Genomic DNA, 19,100 nt, shown 5'->3' with positions numbered 1-19,100 from the left:
TATATTTCCACAAACATGAAAGAATCAAACATTTTACAAATAAAATAACCCTTAATATTAGAAACTCATTCTAATATTAAGGGTTCATCAAATACGTAATATTTAAATTATGAGCGGATCGTCGCTTCGAATTTCTCGCTCATTGTCGTAACAATGTTTTCAAATGAAGCTTCTACTTCTTCATCTGTTAATGTTTTTTCTGGGTCTTCATAATGAATATTAAATGCAACGGATTTTTCATCTTCTGCAACATTTTCACCTGTATATACGTCGAATGCTTCTACCTTTTTCACTAACGGACCACCAGCTTTTACGATCGTTGCTTCCATATCCCCAGCATGTACATCTGCTTTCACAACAAATGCAACGTCACGTAAAATCGACGGATATTTTGGCACAGTCGTATAAACGAGTTCTCCACGATCTTTTGCTAAAATATAATCAAGATTTAAATCAAACACATACGTTTCTTTCAAATCTTTTTCTTTTGCAATTTTCGGGTGAACTTGTCCTACAAAACCAATCGTTTCACCGTCTGCTTTCACAATTGCACAGCGACCTGGGTGCATCCCCTCTACTTTTGCTTGTTCATATGTGACATCAATATGAACATACTCGAATAATCCTTCCACAATTCCTTTTGCAACATAGAAGTCTGCTTGCTTTAATTCTTGTTGCCATTTATGTTCATGCCACTTTCCAGTAATTGCGCCAGCTATACGAAGTGCTTCTTTAGGTTGTTTTGTAATTTCCGCTTCTTCTGATAAGAAAATGGAACCTACTTCATATAAAGCAACATTTGCTTGTTTTCGTGCAACATTATATGTGAGTCGGTTTAGCAATTCTGGTAATAAACTTAAACGTAAATATTGATGATCCTCACTCATCGGCATAGATAATGGAACCGGAATTAAATTAGTTGATAATTCAGGGCTCGTTAAAATTTCTGTCGCTTTTTTATCGACTAATGAATACGTAATTGCTTCATATAATCCAACACTTTGTAAGTATTTTTTAATATTACGTTTTAACAATTGTTCTGCTGTTAATCCACCTGGTTTAGATGCGTTAGCAGGTAACGTAAATGGTAAGTTGTCATAACCATAAATACGTGCCACCTCTTCTAACATATCTTCAAATAGAGTAATATCTCCACGACGTGTTGGAATCGTGACAACAAAATTCGTACCATCTAACTCATAGTCAAAACGTAATTTACGCAAAATATCTTTCATTTCATCGATCGAAATGTCCGTGCCTAGACGACGATTTACTTCATCAGCATTCATGTCAATGTTCGCTTCTTCTACCTTCAGTTCGTTAAACTCTGCTGCATCATCGACAAGTTTTCCGTTTGCATATTGTACGAGCAATTCACATGCACGAAGACCTGCTTCACGTACACGTACAGGATCGACCCCTTTTTCAAAACGTGTACTTGCATCACTACGTAAACCAGTTTCATTGACAGCTTTACGTACTGTTTGAGCATCAAAATATGCCGCTTCAATCAGGACGTTTTTCGTGTCGTTATTTACTTCCGTATTCGCTCCACCCATGACACCTGCCATGGCAATTCCTTTTTCTCCATTCGTAATGAGCAAGTTTTCGTTCGTTAATGTACGTGTTTGATCATCCAATGTTACGATTTGTTCTCCGTTTTTTGCACGGCGAACGACAATTTCTTTAGAACCTAATAAATCATAATCGAATGCATGTAATGGCTGACCATATTCCATTAATACGTAGTTCGTAATATCAACAACATTATTAATCGGACGAATTCCCGCCGCAAGAAGTGCATTTTGCATCCATAATGGGGATGGAGCAATTTCCACATCTTTTACGATAAACGCAACATAATATGGACAAAGATCTGGGTCTTCAGACGATACAGAAATATAGTCTGCTACATTTTCTTCTGTCGCTGCCACTTCAGGATTCGGTATATTCACTTCTTCATCTAAAATTGCTGCCACTTCATATGCGACACCAATCATACTTAAAGCATCTGCACGATTTGGTGTTAAGTCGAACTCTAAAATCGCGTCATCTAAGTTTAATAACGCATCTACAGGTTCTCCTACAACAGTATCTTCTGGTAATACAACAATTCCTTCTTCGTATTGTTCCGGAATAAAACGATCACCGACAGATAATTCTTTTAACGAACAAATCATCCCGTTTGATTCAATACCACGTAATTTTACTTTTTTAATTTTGAAATTCCCAGGTAAAACTGCTCCCGGTTTTGCGACTACTACTTTTTGTCCTTGTGCTACATTTGGTGCCCCACAAATTATTTGTAACGTTTCCTCGCCAACGTCTACTTGACATAAACGTAATTTATCTGCATCAGGATGTTGTTCACATTCTTTTACATACCCGACAACGACATTTTCACTTTTTTCATTAATGATATATTCAATACCATCCACTTCAATCCCTGATTTTGTAATTTTTTCTGCTAATTGTTCAGCAGTTTGTTCCCCGGTATTCACATATTTATTTAACCAATTAATTGATACTAACAAAGTAGTCCCTCCTAAATAGCTTGTTTAACATTCTGCTTACGTTGTGCATATTACTTTCATAAGTAATCATTTTTAAAAAGTCATTATCTTTTTCTTTATGCTTCGTGAAATTGTTGTAAAAATCGTACATCATTTGTATAGAAACGACGAATATCATCGACACCATATTTTAGCATGGCAATACGATCTGGTCCCATTCCGAATGCAAAACCTGTATACACTTTCGGATCATATCCAGCCATTTCTAATACTTTAGGATGAACCATTCCAGCACCTAAAATTTCAATCCAACCTGTCTTTTTACAAACAGAACAGCCTTCTCCACTACAAACTTTACAAGAAATATCCATTTCAACAGACGGTTCTGTAAACGGGAAGAAGCTTGGACGTAAACGAATTTCTCGGTCTGTACCAAACATTTTTTTCGCAAATAAATCTAATGTTCCTTTCAAATCACTCATACGTACATTTTTGTCGACATATAATCCTTCGATTTGTGTAAATTGGTGCGAATGTGTTGCATCATCACTATCTCGGCGATACACTTTTCCAGGACAAATCATACGAATTGGCTCGCCATCTAATGCATTCATCGTACGTGCTTGTACAGGAGATGTATGTGTGCGTAATAATAATTCATTCGTAATATAAAATGAATCTTGCATATCACGTGCTGGATGGCCTTTCGGTAAGTTTAAGGCTTCAAAATTGTAATAATCTGTTTCTACTTCTGGTCCTTCTTTTACTTCATAACCTAAACCGATAAAGTGATCTTCAATTTCTTCGATAATCGAATGTAAAATATGTGTTCCACCAACACGAACCGGACGGCCTGGTAATGTGACATCAATTTTTTCCGCTTCTAATTGAATTTCTAATTCCTTCAGTTCGATTGCTTCTTTTTTCTCTGCTAAGTTCGTTTGAATGGATTCGCGAACTTTGTTAGCCATTTCCCCAATGACCGGGCGTTCTTCAGGAGATAATTTCCCCATACCTCGTAGTACACCAGTAATCGAACCTTTTTTCCCTAAATAGGTTACTTGTACATCTTGTAAATCTTTTAATGTTTCAATTTGTGCAATTTGTTCTAATGCTTCTTTTTCAATGGCTTGTAATTGATCTTTCATCTCTGTATCCTCCTTCTAAAAATAAACATAAAAAAACCTCGTTCCTAATAAAAGGGACGAGGTTATATTTCGCGGTACCACCCTTGTTGATACATACAAATGTATCCAACTTTGTTTTGATAATGGACAAATATTGTCCAGAAACACGATTAAGTGTCAGCTCTCTGAGTGAATCATAACGATTGATCCATTAAAATGCTTCCAGTCTAAGGCATTTTTTCCCTTGAAATGTTCGTTTATTCGTTACTTTGCTCCGTCATTGCTTTTTCCATATGAAACTACACATAAGTATACTAATAGCAACGTTTTTATGCAACTATTTTCTAATATGATACATTAATATACCTGCTGCTATACCGACATTTAATGACTCGGCCTTTCCATACATCGGAATCTTCACAAGTTCATCCGCCATATCGAGCCATTTTTGTTGTACTCCACGACCTTCATTTCCTAAAATAATCGCCGTTTTGTTTGTCGGCTCTATTTCCGCATAATTTTTGGCACGTCGCAATGTTGTTGCCCATACCGAAAAACCATCTGTTTGAAGGCTTCGTATTGCTTCGTTCAAGTCACGCTGTTCAATTGCAAGGTGGAAAATGGAACCTTGTGTTGCACGAACGACTTTATCATTGTACAAATCAACCGTCCCTTCCCCTAACACTACTTTAGAAAAGCCAGCCGCATCTGCTGTTCGAATAATCGTTCCTAAATTACCAGGATCTTGGACGGCATCGATTAAGAGGACATAGTTATTATGTTCTTGTTTCATGCTTCCCATGTTCACAATTGCCGCAATTCCTTGTGGTGCTTCCGTTTGGGATATTTCCTTAAATACATTCTCCGTGACGATATATACATATTCTTCATCCATCCATGCTGGAACTTCTTTTCCTTCTTGAACAATTAATGTTGTAATAAATTGGTCTGTTTCATATGCTTCCTCAATCATATGTTCCCCTTCAATTAGAAATGTGCCTGATTCTTGGCGATATTTTTTCTTATGTAGTTTTTTCCACTCTTTGACGAATTTGTTTTGTATCGATGTAATCATCTTATCCATCCTTTTCTTCATGAACCGTTCCTATAATGCTCTTATTATACGCCTTTTTTCAGTTGTTGCCAATTTTCGTATTAGGATGTTTTCTTGTTCGATTGCCTCATTATAAACACAATTCCGATTTGGAAACTTATGAATAATGCTAATGTCATATAGAGATTTATTTCATCTGAAAAAAGAAATATGTTTTGCAGTAATTCCGGAATCGTTACGATCACAACTACCATTAGCATGATCCATGTTTTTGTCCACCACGATAATCCAATTAAGATTGCAGTGATGACTATCCCAATGATATACACAAACGGGGCTTCTATCGTCCATATTGGGGTTTTAATGTGATCGTCCAACCAGAATACACTGACAAATAGAACTGAAAGCAAACATATGGTAATGAAAATGTATGCAATAGCCTTTACATCTGGTGCATTTTGTTTACTTAAATTTTTTACTATCAAAACGAATATAGCTATAAATAATAAAAACACGCTTATCATTCCAACTAAACGGAACGAGGAAAAAGCTAATTCACCACGTACAATATCTGGAAAAATTGCAATAGAAAAAGCTCCAGCAATGATAGATAAACAAACAAAAACGGTTCCTTTCATGTCTGTTTTCATTTCTTTGCCAATTGCTTTCATATATACTTCTGGTGAATTTCCTATTATAGATTGTATGGATTTCCCCTCTTGTTCCGCTTCTAATAATTGATGTTCCACTTTTTCTATGACACGCAATATTTCTTCTTCCTTTTTACCTGATGTCATTAAATACACTCGTAAATTGCTTAAAAATTGTTCACTTTCTTTTGATAATGCCATATGCTTTGTCCCTTTCTTAGATCAATTTTTGTATAAATAAGCGATAGACTAACATCCTATTCGTATTATTTAAAATTGGATTTTCCTACCATTCAATATAGCACGTTCAAAAGTCTCTTCCCGATACTTTATTTATATTTTATTTTTATATGGACGCGATTGATTTTTCATTACGTGCTGAAATTACATACATACTTTTGCACCGTACGGTCATAATAAAGAAAACGAATCATAAAGGAGTTTTTCATATGGACATCAATATTCGCGAAGCAATATATCAAAACGTGAAAGATAATTCATTGGATCAATTTGAAGAAACCATTGTCGATGCATTAGAAGATGGAGAAGAAAAAATATTGCCAGGACTCGGCGTTCTATTTGAGTATATTTGGAACGGCTCTACAAACGAGGAAAAATCATCAATGTTATTTGCTTTAGAAAGAGGATTGCAAAAACATAATTAGATGTTTAAGAGCATAGTCTTTTCTACTCATTTCCCTTGCTATTTACCCCGTTGAATCATATGATATGTTTAGTGATAAAAAAGGACGGATGAATAGATGAATGAAATGATTCAAAATTATATGCTCCCAACGAACGACTCATACAAGCGACATGCGACAAATACAATCCAAGGAACAAACGGACTTGATTTCCAACAGTTACTTATGGAAAAAATTGCGCTCGCCCAATCATATAATTTACACGGAGGAATGACAGATCATCTTTCTTCCTTGCAACCTTTTTCTATAATGAATCGTATCGGGATGGATATGCAATTACCAATGATGACACAGCCACAAACGAGTAGTGTCATGCAACAACCAGTACAAATGAATGATGCTATTGCAACATATACAGCTACACAATCAAGCCGTACAGGAACAGCTTTAGCGAAGGCACCAACGACAAAATATAATGAGCTTATTGCGAATGCGGCGAAAAAATATGGGGTCGATGAAAATTTAATCCATGCAATCATTAAAATGGAATCAAACTATAATCCATCCGTTCGTAGTCATGTAGGGGCTGTTGGTTTAATGCAATTAATGCCAGCTACAGCAAAAGAAGTCGGTGTTACAGATCGGACGGATATCGCCCAAAACATTGATGGTGGGACACAATATTTTAGTAAAATGCTAAAGCGTCATAATGGAGATGTACGCTTGGCGTTAGCCGCCTATAATGCCGGTCCGGGTAACGTACAAAAATATGGTGGTATCCCACCGTTTAAGGAAACACAAAACTATGTGCAAAAGATTATGGATTATTATCGCGTATGAAGAAATGGCTAAAAGTGATGTGCACCCCTTAAGTTAGACCAAAATCTAACTTATAAGGATTGCTGACAGTGATGAAAATAAAATAGTGGAATGACTGGCTTTAAGCGGAAAAAATCGGAGTGAATCACACAAATGAATGTGCTGTTCACTCCGATTTTACATTTCTTCTAATCTTAAATTCTTCTGTAACACATAATATGGTTTTCTAGATCTTGACCGACTGGAATAAATAAGTTCCTCTAATTGTTTCGAGTATTTAACTTCCTTGACTAACAAATCAAGAAAAACTTCTTTTTCTTCTTCTGTTAATTCAAACGATTGAAATTGAATCATAAAGTCAAAATTTGTTCCGTGACGGTATAATCTACCAGGCAAGGGATGATGCTTGCGATTACCAATCATAATACCGTATCGGATATAAGGGGTTATACTTTTGTGTTGTTGTGCCTTATAACTATAGGTAATCGCATCGTGTGTTGTTACAGAATTAATCTTAGATTCAATAATGACTCTAGGTTTAATATGTTCATCTTTTTTCTCAAAAATAAGTAAATCAGTTTCAAACCCGTTTGTTCTTAATTCTGCATCTTGAAATTCAACATTATAGGAGATGATTTCATTGCTATATGGCATTTTTACCAGTGTATCAGCAAATAATTCATTTCCTAAACCTGATTCATTAATTAAAGTTTTTATCGTATCAGTCCATTGATTTTCCCTCATAGGAAATTCTCCTTTTATTTACAGTTTTGATGGATCTTCCTGTAGATGATTTGAGTAACACATGTGTTTAGACATAATCTTCCGGTGTCTGTGACCTCAACCACTTGTACATATCTTTCGCAATAAATGAATAAATCGTATTGTAATACGATTGGTCTGCAAGGCATATAGAGATCAGTACAATTAATCCTGAATTAATTAGAGAGTTTGTCGATAAAATTATTGTTTATCAAGCTAAAAAAGTAAACGGTAAACAAGGACAACACATCAAATCTATTACAACTGTATCAGAGCAATTGAAATAGAACCAAATGTGAAGATACAACCTAGTTGATTGGAACGTAAGGTGGCGACTCCAGCGGGAAAAGCATGGGTCTTGAGACTCCGCAGGAAGTGAACTTCTTCCGAGGAGACTCAAGCCATGCCCGCGGAAAGCGTCCACCTGAAGTGGAAATCAACGGGGTTAGAAGGCAAGACAAAAAGCTTAGCTACGAAACTCACGACTATACTAATTTTTAAAAACTTATTCATCACTACGAGCAACATTCTTAAGGGGTGTTTTTGTATGATTTCAACTAAAAATACTATTAGTTTTCGTATTATATAGAAGTTTCACGATTTACCATAAATGTTTCAAATATGTAACGTACGAGCGGGCCTATTATAAGTATTTGTAAAGGCCATGCAAACAATATGTTGTTGCTAAATATCGATACATAATCTGTTAAAATGGAATATACATCCCATCCATGATGGAAATTAGTTACAAGTAAACCATATATGGACATAAAAAATGCCATTCCTATAACCATACACGTTGAAATGGTGAGCACGATCCAAATTTTACTAGTTTGCTTATTTATGATTTTAAAAGCTATCTTTTTTGCATTCGGTCCAAACACAAATAGATCTAGTACAAAGGCAATAATAAAAGCTAAAACAAATTCTAATATTGCTCCAACGATCGTAATATTTCCTATTATTCCATTCAAATAAAAATTATATATGGTCATCACTAAAACCATTCCAAAACACATCATTATTCCAAATTGAATACTTTCTTTTTTTGTTGTTGGCAATTGTCTTCCCTCCTCTCCCCTTTCTAAATTATATATACGTACATTTTTCTTCGTAAGTGAACATTTTGTGAACATTGTTAAAATATGAGTTTTTATAGCACTAAAACAGCTCATATTATGCACATCCCAATAAAAAATGAACCAATATTTGTCTTGCTAGTCATAAATACAAAGAGACATTTTCACATTTCCATCGTTTTTACAAGTTTATAGTTCAAACAAAAAGTGGGTTGAAATGAATTTGTTTTTAATGATAAAAATCGGTCATGTTCATCTTGAAAAGACAAACATGACCATTATTCATTCTATTTCGTTGTATTGATCAAAGTGTTTCATAAGTTATTGTATTGTTACTTCAATTTTACGAAAATGTGTTTTATAAATATAAAAATAACAAAACGAAAAGGTAATTCCAGCAATAATTAATTTACTGGAATTACCTTTTTCATCCTTCTATTCGTAAACATGAACATAAAAATACTTTTTATAGTTTGAAACTACTTACTAATTTATTTAATTCTTCTGCTTGTGTTGCTAAATGTTTCGAGCTATTTGAAATTTCTTCCATAATACTGCTCGTCTCCTCAGATGAAGCGGTAGTTTCTTGTACTCCTGCTGCTGATTCTTCTGAAATTGCCGCCACTTCTTCAATGGAATTACCCATTAATGCCGTATTATTAGAAATATCATCAATGTTTTCAGATATCGTATGAATATTTTTGACCATGCTTGAAACAGAATGACTAATTTCTTCAAACATTTCTCCTGTTTTTACAATCTGTTCCGTTCCTTCCGCAACATCTTTATAGCTTTGCTGTAACGAATTTACGACAGAGGTAGATTCATTTTGTATATTGACTACGATATTCGTTATTTCTGTCACAGAATTTGACGATTCCTCCGCTAGTTTTCGTACTTCATCCGCTACAACGGCAAATCCTTTTCCATGTTCTCCTGCACGTGCCGCTTCAATTGCCGCGTTTAAGGCAAGTAAGTTTGTTTGATCTGCAATATCTTTAATCATCGACACTAATTCAGAAATATGTTGAGCATGTCGATCTAACCCTTCTACCTTTTCTACAGCTTCATGCACAACCCCATCAATGACATTCATTTGGGATGTAGAGCGTTCCATAAATTGTTCTCCGTCATTCGTCATTTTTAACACTTCTTCAGATACTTCCATCATTTCCGCACTATTTTCATTTGTTTCCGTTACTTTTTCTTGGAATGTCATCATTACGTTGGATAAATCCGTCGCTGTTACTGCTTGTTCAGACGCACCTCTTGCTAATTCTTCCATCGTAATAGAAATCTGTTCTGAACCAGCTCGAACTTCGTCAGCTGATTGATATAGTTGTTCACTTTGACTAGAAACAGATTCTGAAACCGCACTAATTTCTTCCAATAAATTACGATTGCTCGTTGTCATGTCATTTGTTGTATGAATTAATGCGCCTATTTCATCTTGTAAATTCGTGTCTAAAGGAGGTTGACTTAAATCACCATTAGCAATTTCTGATAGGCGTGTTTTCACATCGCTTAATGGTCTAGCAATGGCGTTTGCATTAACAATTGCGACGATAATACCAAATATAATTGCGATCGCTCCAATAACTAGTCCAAAAATCAATGTTCGATTTCCTTCTGCTAACACTTTTTCTTCTAGTTCGATAATATGTGCTTCCCGACCATCTGCTAATTCATCAAAACGGTCTACTAATGAGCCAACATATGTATCTGCATTAACTAAATTCTCTAATGCCTGTTTTTCATTTCCTTTATCATATTCCGCAAAAACGTCTGAAACGATATAATCATGCCATTCTTGTGCATCTGCCATTAATTGTTTAAACTTATCTGTACCTTCAATATTTAAAATTGTTTCTTCATGTTGTTTCATCAATTCCATATCTTCTTCAAAAATTTCTTTATAAGATGGATCCCCACTTAATATGTATCCTCTTGCCGCTCCAACTTTACTGTACATCGTCATTCCTAATTGTTCGTCTGCAATTAAAATTGGTAATTCCCTATTTGTTACGTCATCCGTATCATTGTTGATATTTTTCATAACGATATAATTATATCCAACAAGAATAACGACTAATAATATTACTAGTGAAAAACCGAAAAGCATTTTCGTACGTATGCTTTTAAACGTAAATAAACCTTTCATCTTGCCACCCCATTATTAATTTTATATTTTTTTATACACCAGATGGTTCTGAACCGTTTTTACCATGACTATTATACCACTTACGATTTACTTTTCCTAATTTTTTACTATTATTTGTAAACAAAAAATAAAAAAGGTAATGTCAGTAAATTATTTTTTCAAAACATTACCTTCTCTCTTTATTTAATTAACTACGACTCTCCCCTACATCTACTTATGTTGCACAGTTCGTTCCCTATCAACACTATACCTCTATCATTTCAATGACATCAGAATGTAAATCGGTCATATTTATCTTTTCGTGATAAACATGACCGATTTTTTAATATAGAAACTATTTATATTTTAGCCTACTTTTATTGCATACAATTAAAAGTGTACAATAGACGAAAGTTACTTTTTTGGTATAAATAAAGGTACACAAGCCGCAAGTAGCGCGATAATAGCAAATAGGTAGAAATTATATTTATAATTTAATTCCATTGTCATAATAATTCCTACTAATATCGGGCCTGCTACTGCACCAAAACGACCTACAGCACTTGTAAACCCTAAAGCTGTTGCGCGATTGTTAGCATCATAATACTTCATGACAAAACTAGCTAAAACAAATGTTGTACCAGTTGTTCCAAATCCGGCAATTGCAATTAATAGATATAGTAACCCAATATGTAATTTAAAGCTTAATAAAAATATACTTAACATTGCCAAAGAGTACGTCATACTTATGACATATTTCGGCTCCATTTTATCAGCAATATTTCCCGCTAATAAACCACCAAAAATTGCACCTAAATTAAAAATTAATAAAAATGCCATACTGGAAGTCATCGGATATCCAGCTTGTTCCATTATTTTTGGTAACCACGTATTCATTCCATAAATGAGTAAAAAAGCCATAATATAGATCATACTAAATAATATTGTTGGGACAATATATTTTTTTGTAAATACATCTTTTATACCGTTTGATGCTGAACCGGGTTCGTCTTCTAATGTAAAATCAATTTTATATTTATGAATGACCCGTTCTATTTCAGCTTCACGATTTTTCACTTTTAAATATTGTAAAGATTCAGGTAAAATCATTATAATAATCGGTACTAATAAAATTGGAATGACACCTAGCCAAAATAAAGATCTCCAGCCTAAAGTATCCATGAAAAGCATCCCAGATATGGATGCACCGACTCCACCAAAAGCAAAACCTGAATACATGATGACGAACATTAAAGAACGATATTTCATAGGAGAATATTCTGTTGTTAGTGCCGCTGTTGCAGGAACTAAACCTCCAATACCAATCCCTGCTATAAATCGATAAATCGCAAATTCAGTTGGAGAAGATGCCATAGCCGTTAATGCCATTAATACAGATAAAAAGATTAGTGAAAAAATTAATACGTTTTTTCGGCCTATTTTATCTGATAGTATTCCACCAATAGTAGATCCGATAAACATTCCTAATAAAGCGTAACTTCCCATCGAACCGGCTAATCCCGCAGATATGCCCCATTCTTCCGGTGTCATTAATACCGGGAGTACCACTCCATAAACGACTAAATCATATCCTTCAATAAAAATCGCTAACCAACAAATGACAATAACTAATTTCGTCGTTTTACTTACCGAAAAGACATTTTGTTTTTTTTGTAATGCTTTTGTTTCTATGGACATGATGCATTCCTCCTTTAATTGATAATATTTAATGAATCAATCGAATGTAAATTTTTTATTGTTTGTTTTGAAAAATTCCCGTTCGGCTTTTCTTTTAATGTTCGTTGTAAAAACTTTATAATATGAGGGTATAAATCGACATTTGGATAATCTGATATACGTCCACCCTCTACATAAGTCAGTTCATTAAACCAGAAGTGCCCAACATCTTCATATCGATATTGTTCTACTTGGACACCACGCTCCTCTAACGCCTTAATAAAATTAATAGATTGAGTTTCTTTAACAATTTTATCTTTAGCACCCCAAGTTATTAAAAATTCTGTATCAAAATTACTTGATTCTGTTGCATAATCAATATAATTTATCGGGGAAGCGAGTGTATAAAGTTCTTGGTCCTCTTTTAAATCTTTCCCTAAAAATAAAGAGAGCATTTGCTTTGTTCTTACACTCGTAGGATGGTTGTACTCCTCTATTAAGTCGTATATTCCGTAAGCACCAACTACTGCATTTATTCGATAATTATAAGGACGATTGGTCAATGTGTAATAACTGGCTAAATAAGCCCCTGCTGAATCTCCGAAAAGCCCAATTTGATCCAAATTTAAATGTTCTTCATTCGCAATTTTTATTAAATAATTGAAAGCTTTATCCATATCAGAAAAGACTTCAGGGTAAATTTTCCTGGTAGTATGTGCTAATCGATAATTAATCGCTATAACAAAATACCCTTCTTTCGCAAGTGCTTTTCCCCAGTCCACATACATTTCTTTGGAACCAGTTTGATACGCGCCACCATGAATGAGCATAATTATAGATAAATCTCCTTCATAATGAAGCGGTTTATAAATATCAGCAATCAAATATCCTAAATCATTTTCACCATAAACTATATTTTTCTTAATTTGAATATCCATACATCTCATTCTCCTTTTTACAAATAAAAAAACCATAGCTATATAAAGCTTACAATGTCATAAGCTTTGAATAGCTATGGTTTGTCCCTGTCGAAAAGACCACCCATATTCATAAGTTTGATGTGCAGAAAAAATGGAACACATTTTTTCCACTTGTTACGTATAATTTTAATAGAATTTTCCGTCAATTGCAAGCGCTTTAACAAAAAACTTTCTCTTCTAAGCGCAAAACACATATTGCTACATCAGCTTCCAAATTCCACGACTCAAAATTTTCGATAATTTTCGTTCCAATAAACTGTTCGAATTGAGTTAATCTATAATTTTTATTTTGTTCCATAAATAAACGACGTGATTCTAACACAACATTTTTTCCTTCGGGTGTTTCCATTAATATTTTTTCTCGATTCGTCAATATCCCTCTTAAATAATAGATAATTGTATCTTCCGTTACCCTAACCTCCGTCTCCTTTGGCCCTTTTCCACCAATATTTTTAACATATGCATTAACAAAATTACTAAAATCTAATTGAAATGATTGTTTCTCTTTCATCATTTTATAAACCTCCAATAAAATAGGCAAAAAGAGGACAAAACAAACGTTTTGCCCTAAAATACTTACTTGCTTATCTAAAATTACTCACATGATAAAGAAACAGAGCCTAATCCTTCAAATTCAGCTGTCACAGTATCTCCAACTTCAATTGCTATCGCTTCAGACATTGCTCCACTTAAAACGACATCACCCTTTTTAAATCCTTGACCACGTTTTGCCAACATGTTCGCTGCCCACACCATCGCTTTTACGGGATGTCCTAAAACGGCTGAACTTGAACCTGTTTGCTCGACTTTACCATTTTTAGACATTACCATACCGATATTCCCTAAATCGATATCATCCGTTAAAGACAGCTTACTACCAACTACAAATTTTACTGAAGAACAGTTATCCGCAACAACATCGACAAGAGTGAATTTAAAATCTTTATAACGACTATCAATAATTTCCAATGCAGGTGCTACGTACTTTGTCGCTTGTAAAATATCTTCAGCTGTAATTTTATCTCCTTCTATATCTTTATCAATAAAAAACGCAATTTCCGGTTCTGCTTTAGGATGTATTAATTCAGCGTGTTGAATTGGTTCCCATTCGGTTTCCAACATATCCTCATGTAAATAACCGTAGATAGCTTCATTTACACCCATCATTTTTTGTTTCGCTTCACTCGTGAGACCTAATTTAATACCGACTCTTTTCGTATTGTTCTCTTTTAATCTGCGCGCTAAAAGTCCGTCCTGAATATCATATGCTTCATCAATTGTTAATGATGGATACTCGTCTGTAATTTTTATTACTTCATGCACATCTCTTTCCGCATACAGTAAATATTCAATAATATTCTCTTTCTGAATGTCTGTCAAAGCCATGTCAATGCCTCCAAAAATAGTTTTTATTTTTTATTTGCTAAATTAGCTGCAACATCAAGAATCATATCTTCTTGTCCGCCAATCACTTTCATCTTCCCAAGTTCAATAAGAATATCACGCGCATCAATATGAAAGCGTTTCGCCGCTCTTTCTGCATGGAGTAAAAAGCTTGAGTATACGCCGGCATACCCTAACACTAAACTACCTTTTGTAATCTCTTGTGATTGGGTTAAAATTGGGCTAACGATGTCTTCTGCAAGATCCATCATTTTATAAATATCAATACCAACATCATATCCTAGCTTATCCATTACAGCTAACAGTACTTCTGTTTGTGTATTTCCTGCTCCAGCACCTAAACAACGAACACTTCCATCAATTCTCGTTGCTCCTTCTTCGATTGCTGCTAATGTGTTTGCCACAGCTAAAGATAAATTATTATGTGCGTGGAATCCGATTTCAATGTCTAAGGAATTTTTTAAAGCTTTTATTCTTTCACGGACTTCGTTTGGAGTTAAAGCTCCCGCTGAATCAGTTACATATACAGCTTCTGCTCCGTAACTTTCCATTAATTTTGCTTGCTCCACTAATTTTTCAACAGGAACGGAATGTGCCATCATTAAAAAGCCTAGAGCTTCCATCCCTAATTCTCTTGCATAATGAATATGTTGGGCAGACACGTCGGCCTCTGTACTATGTGTTGCAACCCGAACTAACCTAGCTCCTCTGTTATTTGCTTCTTTTAATTCATGCACCGTACCGATACCAGGTAGTAATAATACTGCAATTTTAGATTGTTTTGCTTCCTCTGCAGCTGCCTCGATTAATGTAAGCTCATCTTCTAGTGAGCGACCATATTGAATAGTCGAACCACCTAGCCCATCACCATGACTCACCTCGATATAATGCATTCCTGCATCATCTAATGCCCGAGTAACATCACGAACTTGTTTCTCTGTAAATTGATGCGCAACTGCGTGACTTCCATCACGTAATGCGACTTCTGTAATTTTAATATCTTTCCCTTTACTCATTATTTCCTTCCTCCCACTCTTATGATACTGCGATTAAATTACGCGCAAAATCTTCTCCAACTCTCATAGCTGCGGCAGTCATAATGTCCAAATTACCAGCGTATGGTGGGAAGTAATCTCCTGCTCCTTCTACTTCTACAAATACCGTGACAACATTGCCATCAAATAACGGTTCTTGTTTCAATTTGTATCCCGGGACATACTGCTTTACAACCTCCACACGGTCATGGATTGCTTTTGTAATTTTCTCTTCATCGACATGTTTAACTTCACAATATATGGTGTCACGCATCATAATAGGTGGATCTGCTGGATTTAAAATAATGAGTGCCTTCCCTTTATCAGCACCACCAACTTCTTCAATTCCTCGACGTGTCGTAATTGTAAACTCATCAATATTGGCTCTCGTTCCAGGACCAGCACTTAAACTTGAAATCGTCGCAACTATTTCTCCGTATGTAACATCTGCGACTTCATTAATGGCATGCACAATCGGAATCGTCGCTTGCCCACCACAAGTAATCATATTTACATTTTCTAAATCTGTATTTTCTCCAATACTTTCCACTGCAGGTGAAAAGAAAGGTCCAACAGCTGCGGGTGTTAAATCTACTACAATTTTGTTTAATTCTTTTAAAACCTTTGCATGCAATTCATGTGCTTTTGCCGATGTAGCATCAAAAAATATGTCGGCAATATCTGGATTTTCTATTACCCCATCAATACCATTTGTAATAGTCGTGTATCCTCGTTCTTTTGCACGAGCAATCCCGTCTGAATCCGGATCAATCCCGATCATCGCCGTTAGTTCTATCACATCACTTCGTTCTAATTTATACATTAAATCCGTTCCGATATTACCTGAACCAATAATGGCTGCTTTTACTTTTTTCATCTTTATGCACCTTCTTTTATCGTTTATTCGAATGATACTTCTACAGATCCTAAAGCACCAAAATCTGCTTTAATATGAGCACCTGCTTCAACTTGGACCGCACCAGATAAAGCACCTGGTAAAATTAATTCTCCTTTTTTAAGTACAATATCAAAGGAAGATAATTTATTAGCTAACCAAGCAATCGCTTCAGCAGGATGCCCTAGTGCTGCAGCACCAGCTCCTGTTGAAATCATTTCATCATTTTTAAATAATGTCATACCAACTGTTCTTACATTTACTTCGTGTACATATTTCTTCCCTTCACCAATGACAACTTTTGCGGATGACCCATTATCTGCGACCGTATCAATTAACTTAATTTTCCAGTCTTTGATTCTACTATCAATTACTTCTAAAGTGGGCACAACATAATCTGTTGCCATTAGGACATCTAAAAATGTAATATTAGGACCAACTAGATCTTCTTTTAACACAAAACCAATTTCTGCTTCAATTTTTGGCGCAATCATCGTCTCTGTAGAAATAACAGCTTTATTTGCTAATTCCATATCTTTAAATAAATGACCATAGTCTGGTTCATTTACTTGCAACATGTCTTGCATCGCTTTACTTGTTAATCCAACTTTCTTTCCAATAATACTATTGCCTTCTGCTAGTTTTTGTTTCGCGATTTCCAACTGTATTTCATATGCATGCTCAACTGTTAATGATGGATTCGTCTCTGTAAGAGGCTCCATTTGTTTTCTATTTTTTTCTGCATGATATAATTGTGCTGCATAATCTTTAATAGTATCCATGTATAACTACCACCTTCTTTATTATTCCTTCAAAACCAAACAAGAGAAAGGTGAACAGAACCATTCACCTTTCCATCACATTACTTTTTCATCGTAATTGTTTTTGCTTCTGTATAAAATTCAAAACTATTGCGACCACCTTCACGACCAATTCCACTCGCCTTCGATCCACCAAAAGGAGTACGTAAATCGCGAATATACCAACAGTTCACCCATAATAAACCTGAATCAATCGCAGCTGCCACCCTATGCCCTCTACGTAAATCGTTTGTCCAAACTACCCCTGCTAATCCATAAATAGAGTCATTTGCAATCTGAATGGCATCTTCTTCTGTTTTAAACGGAATGATTACTGGTACAGGTCCAAAAATTTCTTCTTGTGCAACTCGCATTTTATTATCTACATCATACAATACAGTCGGTTTATAAAAGTTACCTTCTTCTAATCCTTCAACTCTTTCCCCACCGTATGCTAATTTTGCTCCTTCATCTAAACCAATCTCAACATATTCATGTACTTCTTTTAAATGATTTTTAGAAACGAGTGCACCCATTTCCGTAGATTCATCGGTCGGATCGCCGACTTTAATTTTCTTCACTGCTTCGACAAATTTCTCTAAAAATGTATCATAAATACTTTCTTGAACGAGAATTCTTGACCCAGCTAAACAAACTTCTCCTTGGTTCGTGAAGATTGCTTCAATCGAACCTGCTACTGCTTCCTCTAAATTAGCATCTTCAAATACAATATTGGCTGACTTTCCACCTAACTCCAGTGATACTGGTGTTAAGTTCTGTGAAGCATTTTGCATAACCGTTCTACCTGTACTCGTTTCACCAACAAATGCAATCCGGCGAACATCTTTATGAACAGCCATCTCTGTTCCAACTGTGCTTCCTGGACCAGTGACAATATTTAATACACCAGGTGGTAAGCCTGCTTCATTAGCTATTTCTCCTAATATAATGGTACTTAACGGTGTATACGATGCCGGTTTTACAACAACACTATTTCCTGCTGCTAATGCTGCAGACGACTTCCAAGTCATCTGCATAAATGGTAAATTCCAAGGAATAATAAGGGACGTTACACCAACTGGGGCATACTGTGTATACGACATAAATTTTTTCATATCATAATGTTCATGAACTAAAAACTTTGCCATTTCTGCAAAAAATCTAAAATTCTTAGCTGCACGTGGAATATCAAACTCTCTACTTTCGGAAATTGGTTTTCCTACATCTAAAGTTTCAATAAGACTTAATTCTTCCACACGCTCTAAAATTAAATCAGACATCCGACATAAAATATCGGATCTTTCTTCCACAGGCATTTCACTCCAAACTCCACTATCGAATGTACGTTTAGCTACTTCTATCGCATACTTAGCGTCTTCAGCTCCCCCATTAGCAACACTTGCTAATTTTTTATTATTAGCGGGATTAATGGAGTCGAATGTTTCGTTTGACATTGCATCGACAAATTTTCCATCTATAAATAACTTTGAATCTTTCACAAACGAATCAATATTGCTCATCT

Annotated in this window: 18 protein-coding genes; 3 read left to right on the top strand and 15 right to left on the bottom strand. The window is 35.1% G+C overall.

Translation table 11 applies throughout. The annotated features are described in order from the left end of the window. Window positions 1–107: 107 nt before the first annotated feature. From pheT to SPD45_RS06310, 4 genes are all read right to left on the bottom strand, one after another. Window positions 108–2,534: a phenylalanine--tRNA ligase subunit beta gene (gene pheT, locus SPD45_RS06325; protein ID WP_336266888.1), complete on the bottom strand. Its 2,427-nt coding sequence runs from the start codon at window positions 2,532–2,534 to the stop codon at window positions 108–110. A 95-nt stretch (window positions 2,535–2,629) separates the two neighbouring features. Beyond that, window positions 2,630–3,661 carry a phenylalanine--tRNA ligase subunit alpha gene (gene pheS / locus SPD45_RS06320; RefSeq protein ID WP_336266887.1) on the bottom strand — a complete coding sequence of 344 codons (1,032 nt, stop codon included), beginning with the start codon at window positions 3,659–3,661 and terminating at the stop codon, window positions 2,630–2,632. A gap of 316 nt (window positions 3,662–3,977) precedes the next feature. Beyond that, a complete protein-coding gene (locus SPD45_RS06315; protein ID WP_336266886.1) occupies window positions 3,978–4,715 on the bottom strand; it encodes a TrmH family RNA methyltransferase in 738 nt (245 codons plus the stop codon). 80 nt (window positions 4,716–4,795) lie between these two features. Next, window positions 4,796–5,545 carry a hypothetical protein gene (locus SPD45_RS06310; protein WP_336266885.1) on the bottom strand — a complete coding sequence of 250 codons (750 nt, stop codon included), beginning with the start codon at window positions 5,543–5,545 and terminating at the stop codon, window positions 4,796–4,798. A 248-nt stretch (window positions 5,546–5,793) separates the two neighbouring features. Here SPD45_RS06310 and sspI point away from each other — a divergent pair, with 248 nt between their 5' ends. Both sspI and SPD45_RS06300 read left to right on the top strand, forming a co-directional pair. Next, the gene (gene sspI, locus SPD45_RS06305; RefSeq protein ID WP_336266884.1) at window positions 5,794–6,009 is read left to right on the top strand and encodes a small acid-soluble spore protein SspI; all 216 of its coding nucleotides are present in this window, start codon (window positions 5,794–5,796) and stop codon (window positions 6,007–6,009) included. A 96-nt stretch (window positions 6,010–6,105) separates the two neighbouring features. After that, entirely contained in the window at window positions 6,106–6,828 is a 723-nt protein-coding gene (locus tag SPD45_RS06300; RefSeq protein ID WP_336266883.1) for a lytic transglycosylase domain-containing protein, read from the top strand. Window positions 6,829–6,984: 156 nt separating this feature from the next. On the opposite strand, the gene SPD45_RS06295 is transcribed toward SPD45_RS06300, so the two are convergent. Continuing rightward, on the bottom strand, window positions 6,985–7,551 hold the full coding sequence (locus SPD45_RS06295) for a hypothetical protein (RefSeq protein WP_336266882.1): 567 nt from the start codon (window positions 7,549–7,551) through the stop codon (window positions 6,985–6,987). A 167-nt stretch (window positions 7,552–7,718) separates the two neighbouring features. On the opposite strand from SPD45_RS06295, the gene SPD45_RS14390 reads away from it, so the two are divergent. Then, complete coding sequence (locus SPD45_RS14390; protein WP_442961995.1) at window positions 7,719–7,856, top strand: DUF4368 domain-containing protein; 138 nt, start codon at window positions 7,719–7,721, stop codon at window positions 7,854–7,856. A 294-nt stretch (window positions 7,857–8,150) separates the two neighbouring features. Here the strand turns inward: SPD45_RS14390 and SPD45_RS06290 are convergent, their stop codons facing one another. The 10 genes from SPD45_RS06290 to SPD45_RS06245 form a co-directional block, all read right to left on the bottom strand. Then, entirely contained in the window at window positions 8,151–8,630 is a 480-nt protein-coding gene (locus tag SPD45_RS06290) for a DUF2798 domain-containing protein (RefSeq protein ID WP_336266881.1), read from the bottom strand. Between the two features lie 484 nt (window positions 8,631–9,114). Then, window positions 9,115–10,809, bottom strand: coding sequence for a methyl-accepting chemotaxis protein (locus SPD45_RS06285; protein WP_336266880.1), 1,695 nt, complete (start codon window positions 10,807–10,809; stop codon window positions 9,115–9,117). A gap of 393 nt (window positions 10,810–11,202) precedes the next feature. Continuing rightward, a complete protein-coding gene (locus SPD45_RS06280; protein WP_336266879.1) occupies window positions 11,203–12,486 on the bottom strand; it encodes an MFS transporter in 1,284 nt (427 codons plus the stop codon). A gap of 14 nt (window positions 12,487–12,500) precedes the next feature. Then, on the bottom strand, window positions 12,501–13,403 hold the full coding sequence (locus tag SPD45_RS06275) for an alpha/beta hydrolase (protein ID WP_336266878.1): 903 nt from the start codon (window positions 13,401–13,403) through the stop codon (window positions 12,501–12,503). 199 nt (window positions 13,404–13,602) lie between these two features. Continuing rightward, a complete protein-coding gene (locus SPD45_RS06270; RefSeq protein ID WP_336266877.1) occupies window positions 13,603–13,959 on the bottom strand; it encodes a Na-translocating system protein MpsC family protein in 357 nt (118 codons plus the stop codon). A gap of 80 nt (window positions 13,960–14,039) precedes the next feature. Next, window positions 14,040–14,831, bottom strand: a complete 792-nt coding sequence (locus SPD45_RS06265; protein WP_336266876.1) for a 2-keto-4-pentenoate hydratase — start codon at window positions 14,829–14,831, stop codon at window positions 14,040–14,042. 23 nt (window positions 14,832–14,854) lie between these two features. After that, on the bottom strand, window positions 14,855–15,865 hold the full coding sequence (gene dmpG, locus SPD45_RS06260) for a 4-hydroxy-2-oxovalerate aldolase (RefSeq protein WP_336266875.1): 1,011 nt from the start codon (window positions 15,863–15,865) through the stop codon (window positions 14,855–14,857). 19 nt (window positions 15,866–15,884) lie between these two features. Next, window positions 15,885–16,760: an acetaldehyde dehydrogenase (acetylating) gene (locus tag SPD45_RS06255; RefSeq protein WP_336266874.1), complete on the bottom strand. Its 876-nt coding sequence runs from the start codon at window positions 16,758–16,760 to the stop codon at window positions 15,885–15,887. 23 nt (window positions 16,761–16,783) lie between these two features. Further along, complete coding sequence (locus SPD45_RS06250) at window positions 16,784–17,560, bottom strand: 2-keto-4-pentenoate hydratase (RefSeq protein ID WP_336266873.1); 777 nt, start codon at window positions 17,558–17,560, stop codon at window positions 16,784–16,786. Between the two features lie 80 nt (window positions 17,561–17,640). Beyond that, complete coding sequence (locus SPD45_RS06245) at window positions 17,641–19,098, bottom strand: aldehyde dehydrogenase (protein ID WP_336266872.1); 1,458 nt, start codon at window positions 19,096–19,098, stop codon at window positions 17,641–17,643. Window positions 19,099–19,100: the final 2 nt, after the last annotated feature.

This window comes from Pseudogracilibacillus sp. SO10305 (genome assembly GCF_037072005.1).
Taxonomy (GTDB): Bacteria; Bacillota; Bacilli; order Bacillales; family Amphibacillaceae; genus Pseudogracilibacillus; species Pseudogracilibacillus intestinigallinarum.
Note: the sequence above shows the minus strand (reverse complement) of the source record. Positions and strands in the feature narration are given on the sequence as shown.

Excerpts from the sequence above, each read along its gene's own strand:
- pheS (WP_336266887.1), bottom strand. The coding sequence starts at position 3,661 with ATGAAAGATCAATTACAAGCCATTGAAAAAGAAGCATTAGAACAAATT.
- SPD45_RS06315 (WP_336266886.1), bottom strand. The coding sequence starts at position 4,715 with ATGATTACATCGATACAAAACAAATTCGTCAAAGAGTGGAAAAAACTA.
- SPD45_RS06310 (WP_336266885.1), bottom strand. The coding sequence starts at position 5,545 with ATGGCATTATCAAAAGAAAGTGAACAATTTTTAAGCAATTTACGAGTG.
- sspI (WP_336266884.1), top strand. The coding sequence starts at position 5,794 with ATGGACATCAATATTCGCGAAGCAATATATCAAAACGTGAAAGATAAT.
- SPD45_RS06300 (WP_336266883.1), top strand. The coding sequence starts at position 6,106 with ATGAATGAAATGATTCAAAATTATATGCTCCCAACGAACGACTCATAC.
- SPD45_RS06295 (WP_336266882.1), bottom strand. The coding sequence starts at position 7,551 with ATGAGGGAAAATCAATGGACTGATACGATAAAAACTTTAATTAATGAA.
- SPD45_RS06285 (WP_336266880.1), bottom strand. The coding sequence starts at position 10,809 with ATGAAAGGTTTATTTACGTTTAAAAGCATACGTACGAAAATGCTTTTC.
- SPD45_RS06280 (WP_336266879.1), bottom strand. The coding sequence starts at position 12,486 with ATGTCCATAGAAACAAAAGCATTACAAAAAAAACAAAATGTCTTTTCG.
- SPD45_RS06275 (WP_336266878.1), bottom strand. The coding sequence starts at position 13,403 with ATGGATATTCAAATTAAGAAAAATATAGTTTATGGTGAAAATGATTTA.
- SPD45_RS06270 (WP_336266877.1), bottom strand. The coding sequence starts at position 13,959 with ATGATGAAAGAGAAACAATCATTTCAATTAGATTTTAGTAATTTTGTT.
- SPD45_RS06265 (WP_336266876.1), bottom strand. The coding sequence starts at position 14,831 with ATGGCTTTGACAGACATTCAGAAAGAGAATATTATTGAATATTTACTG.
- dmpG (WP_336266875.1), bottom strand. The coding sequence starts at position 15,865 with ATGAGTAAAGGGAAAGATATTAAAATTACAGAAGTCGCATTACGTGAT.
- SPD45_RS06255 (WP_336266874.1), bottom strand. The coding sequence starts at position 16,760 with ATGAAAAAAGTAAAAGCAGCCATTATTGGTTCAGGTAATATCGGAACG.
- SPD45_RS06250 (WP_336266873.1), bottom strand. The coding sequence starts at position 17,560 with ATGGATACTATTAAAGATTATGCAGCACAATTATATCATGCAGAAAAA.
- SPD45_RS06245 (WP_336266872.1), bottom strand. The coding sequence starts at position 19,098 with ATGAGCAATATTGATTCGTTTGTGAAAGATTCAAAGTTATTTATAGAT.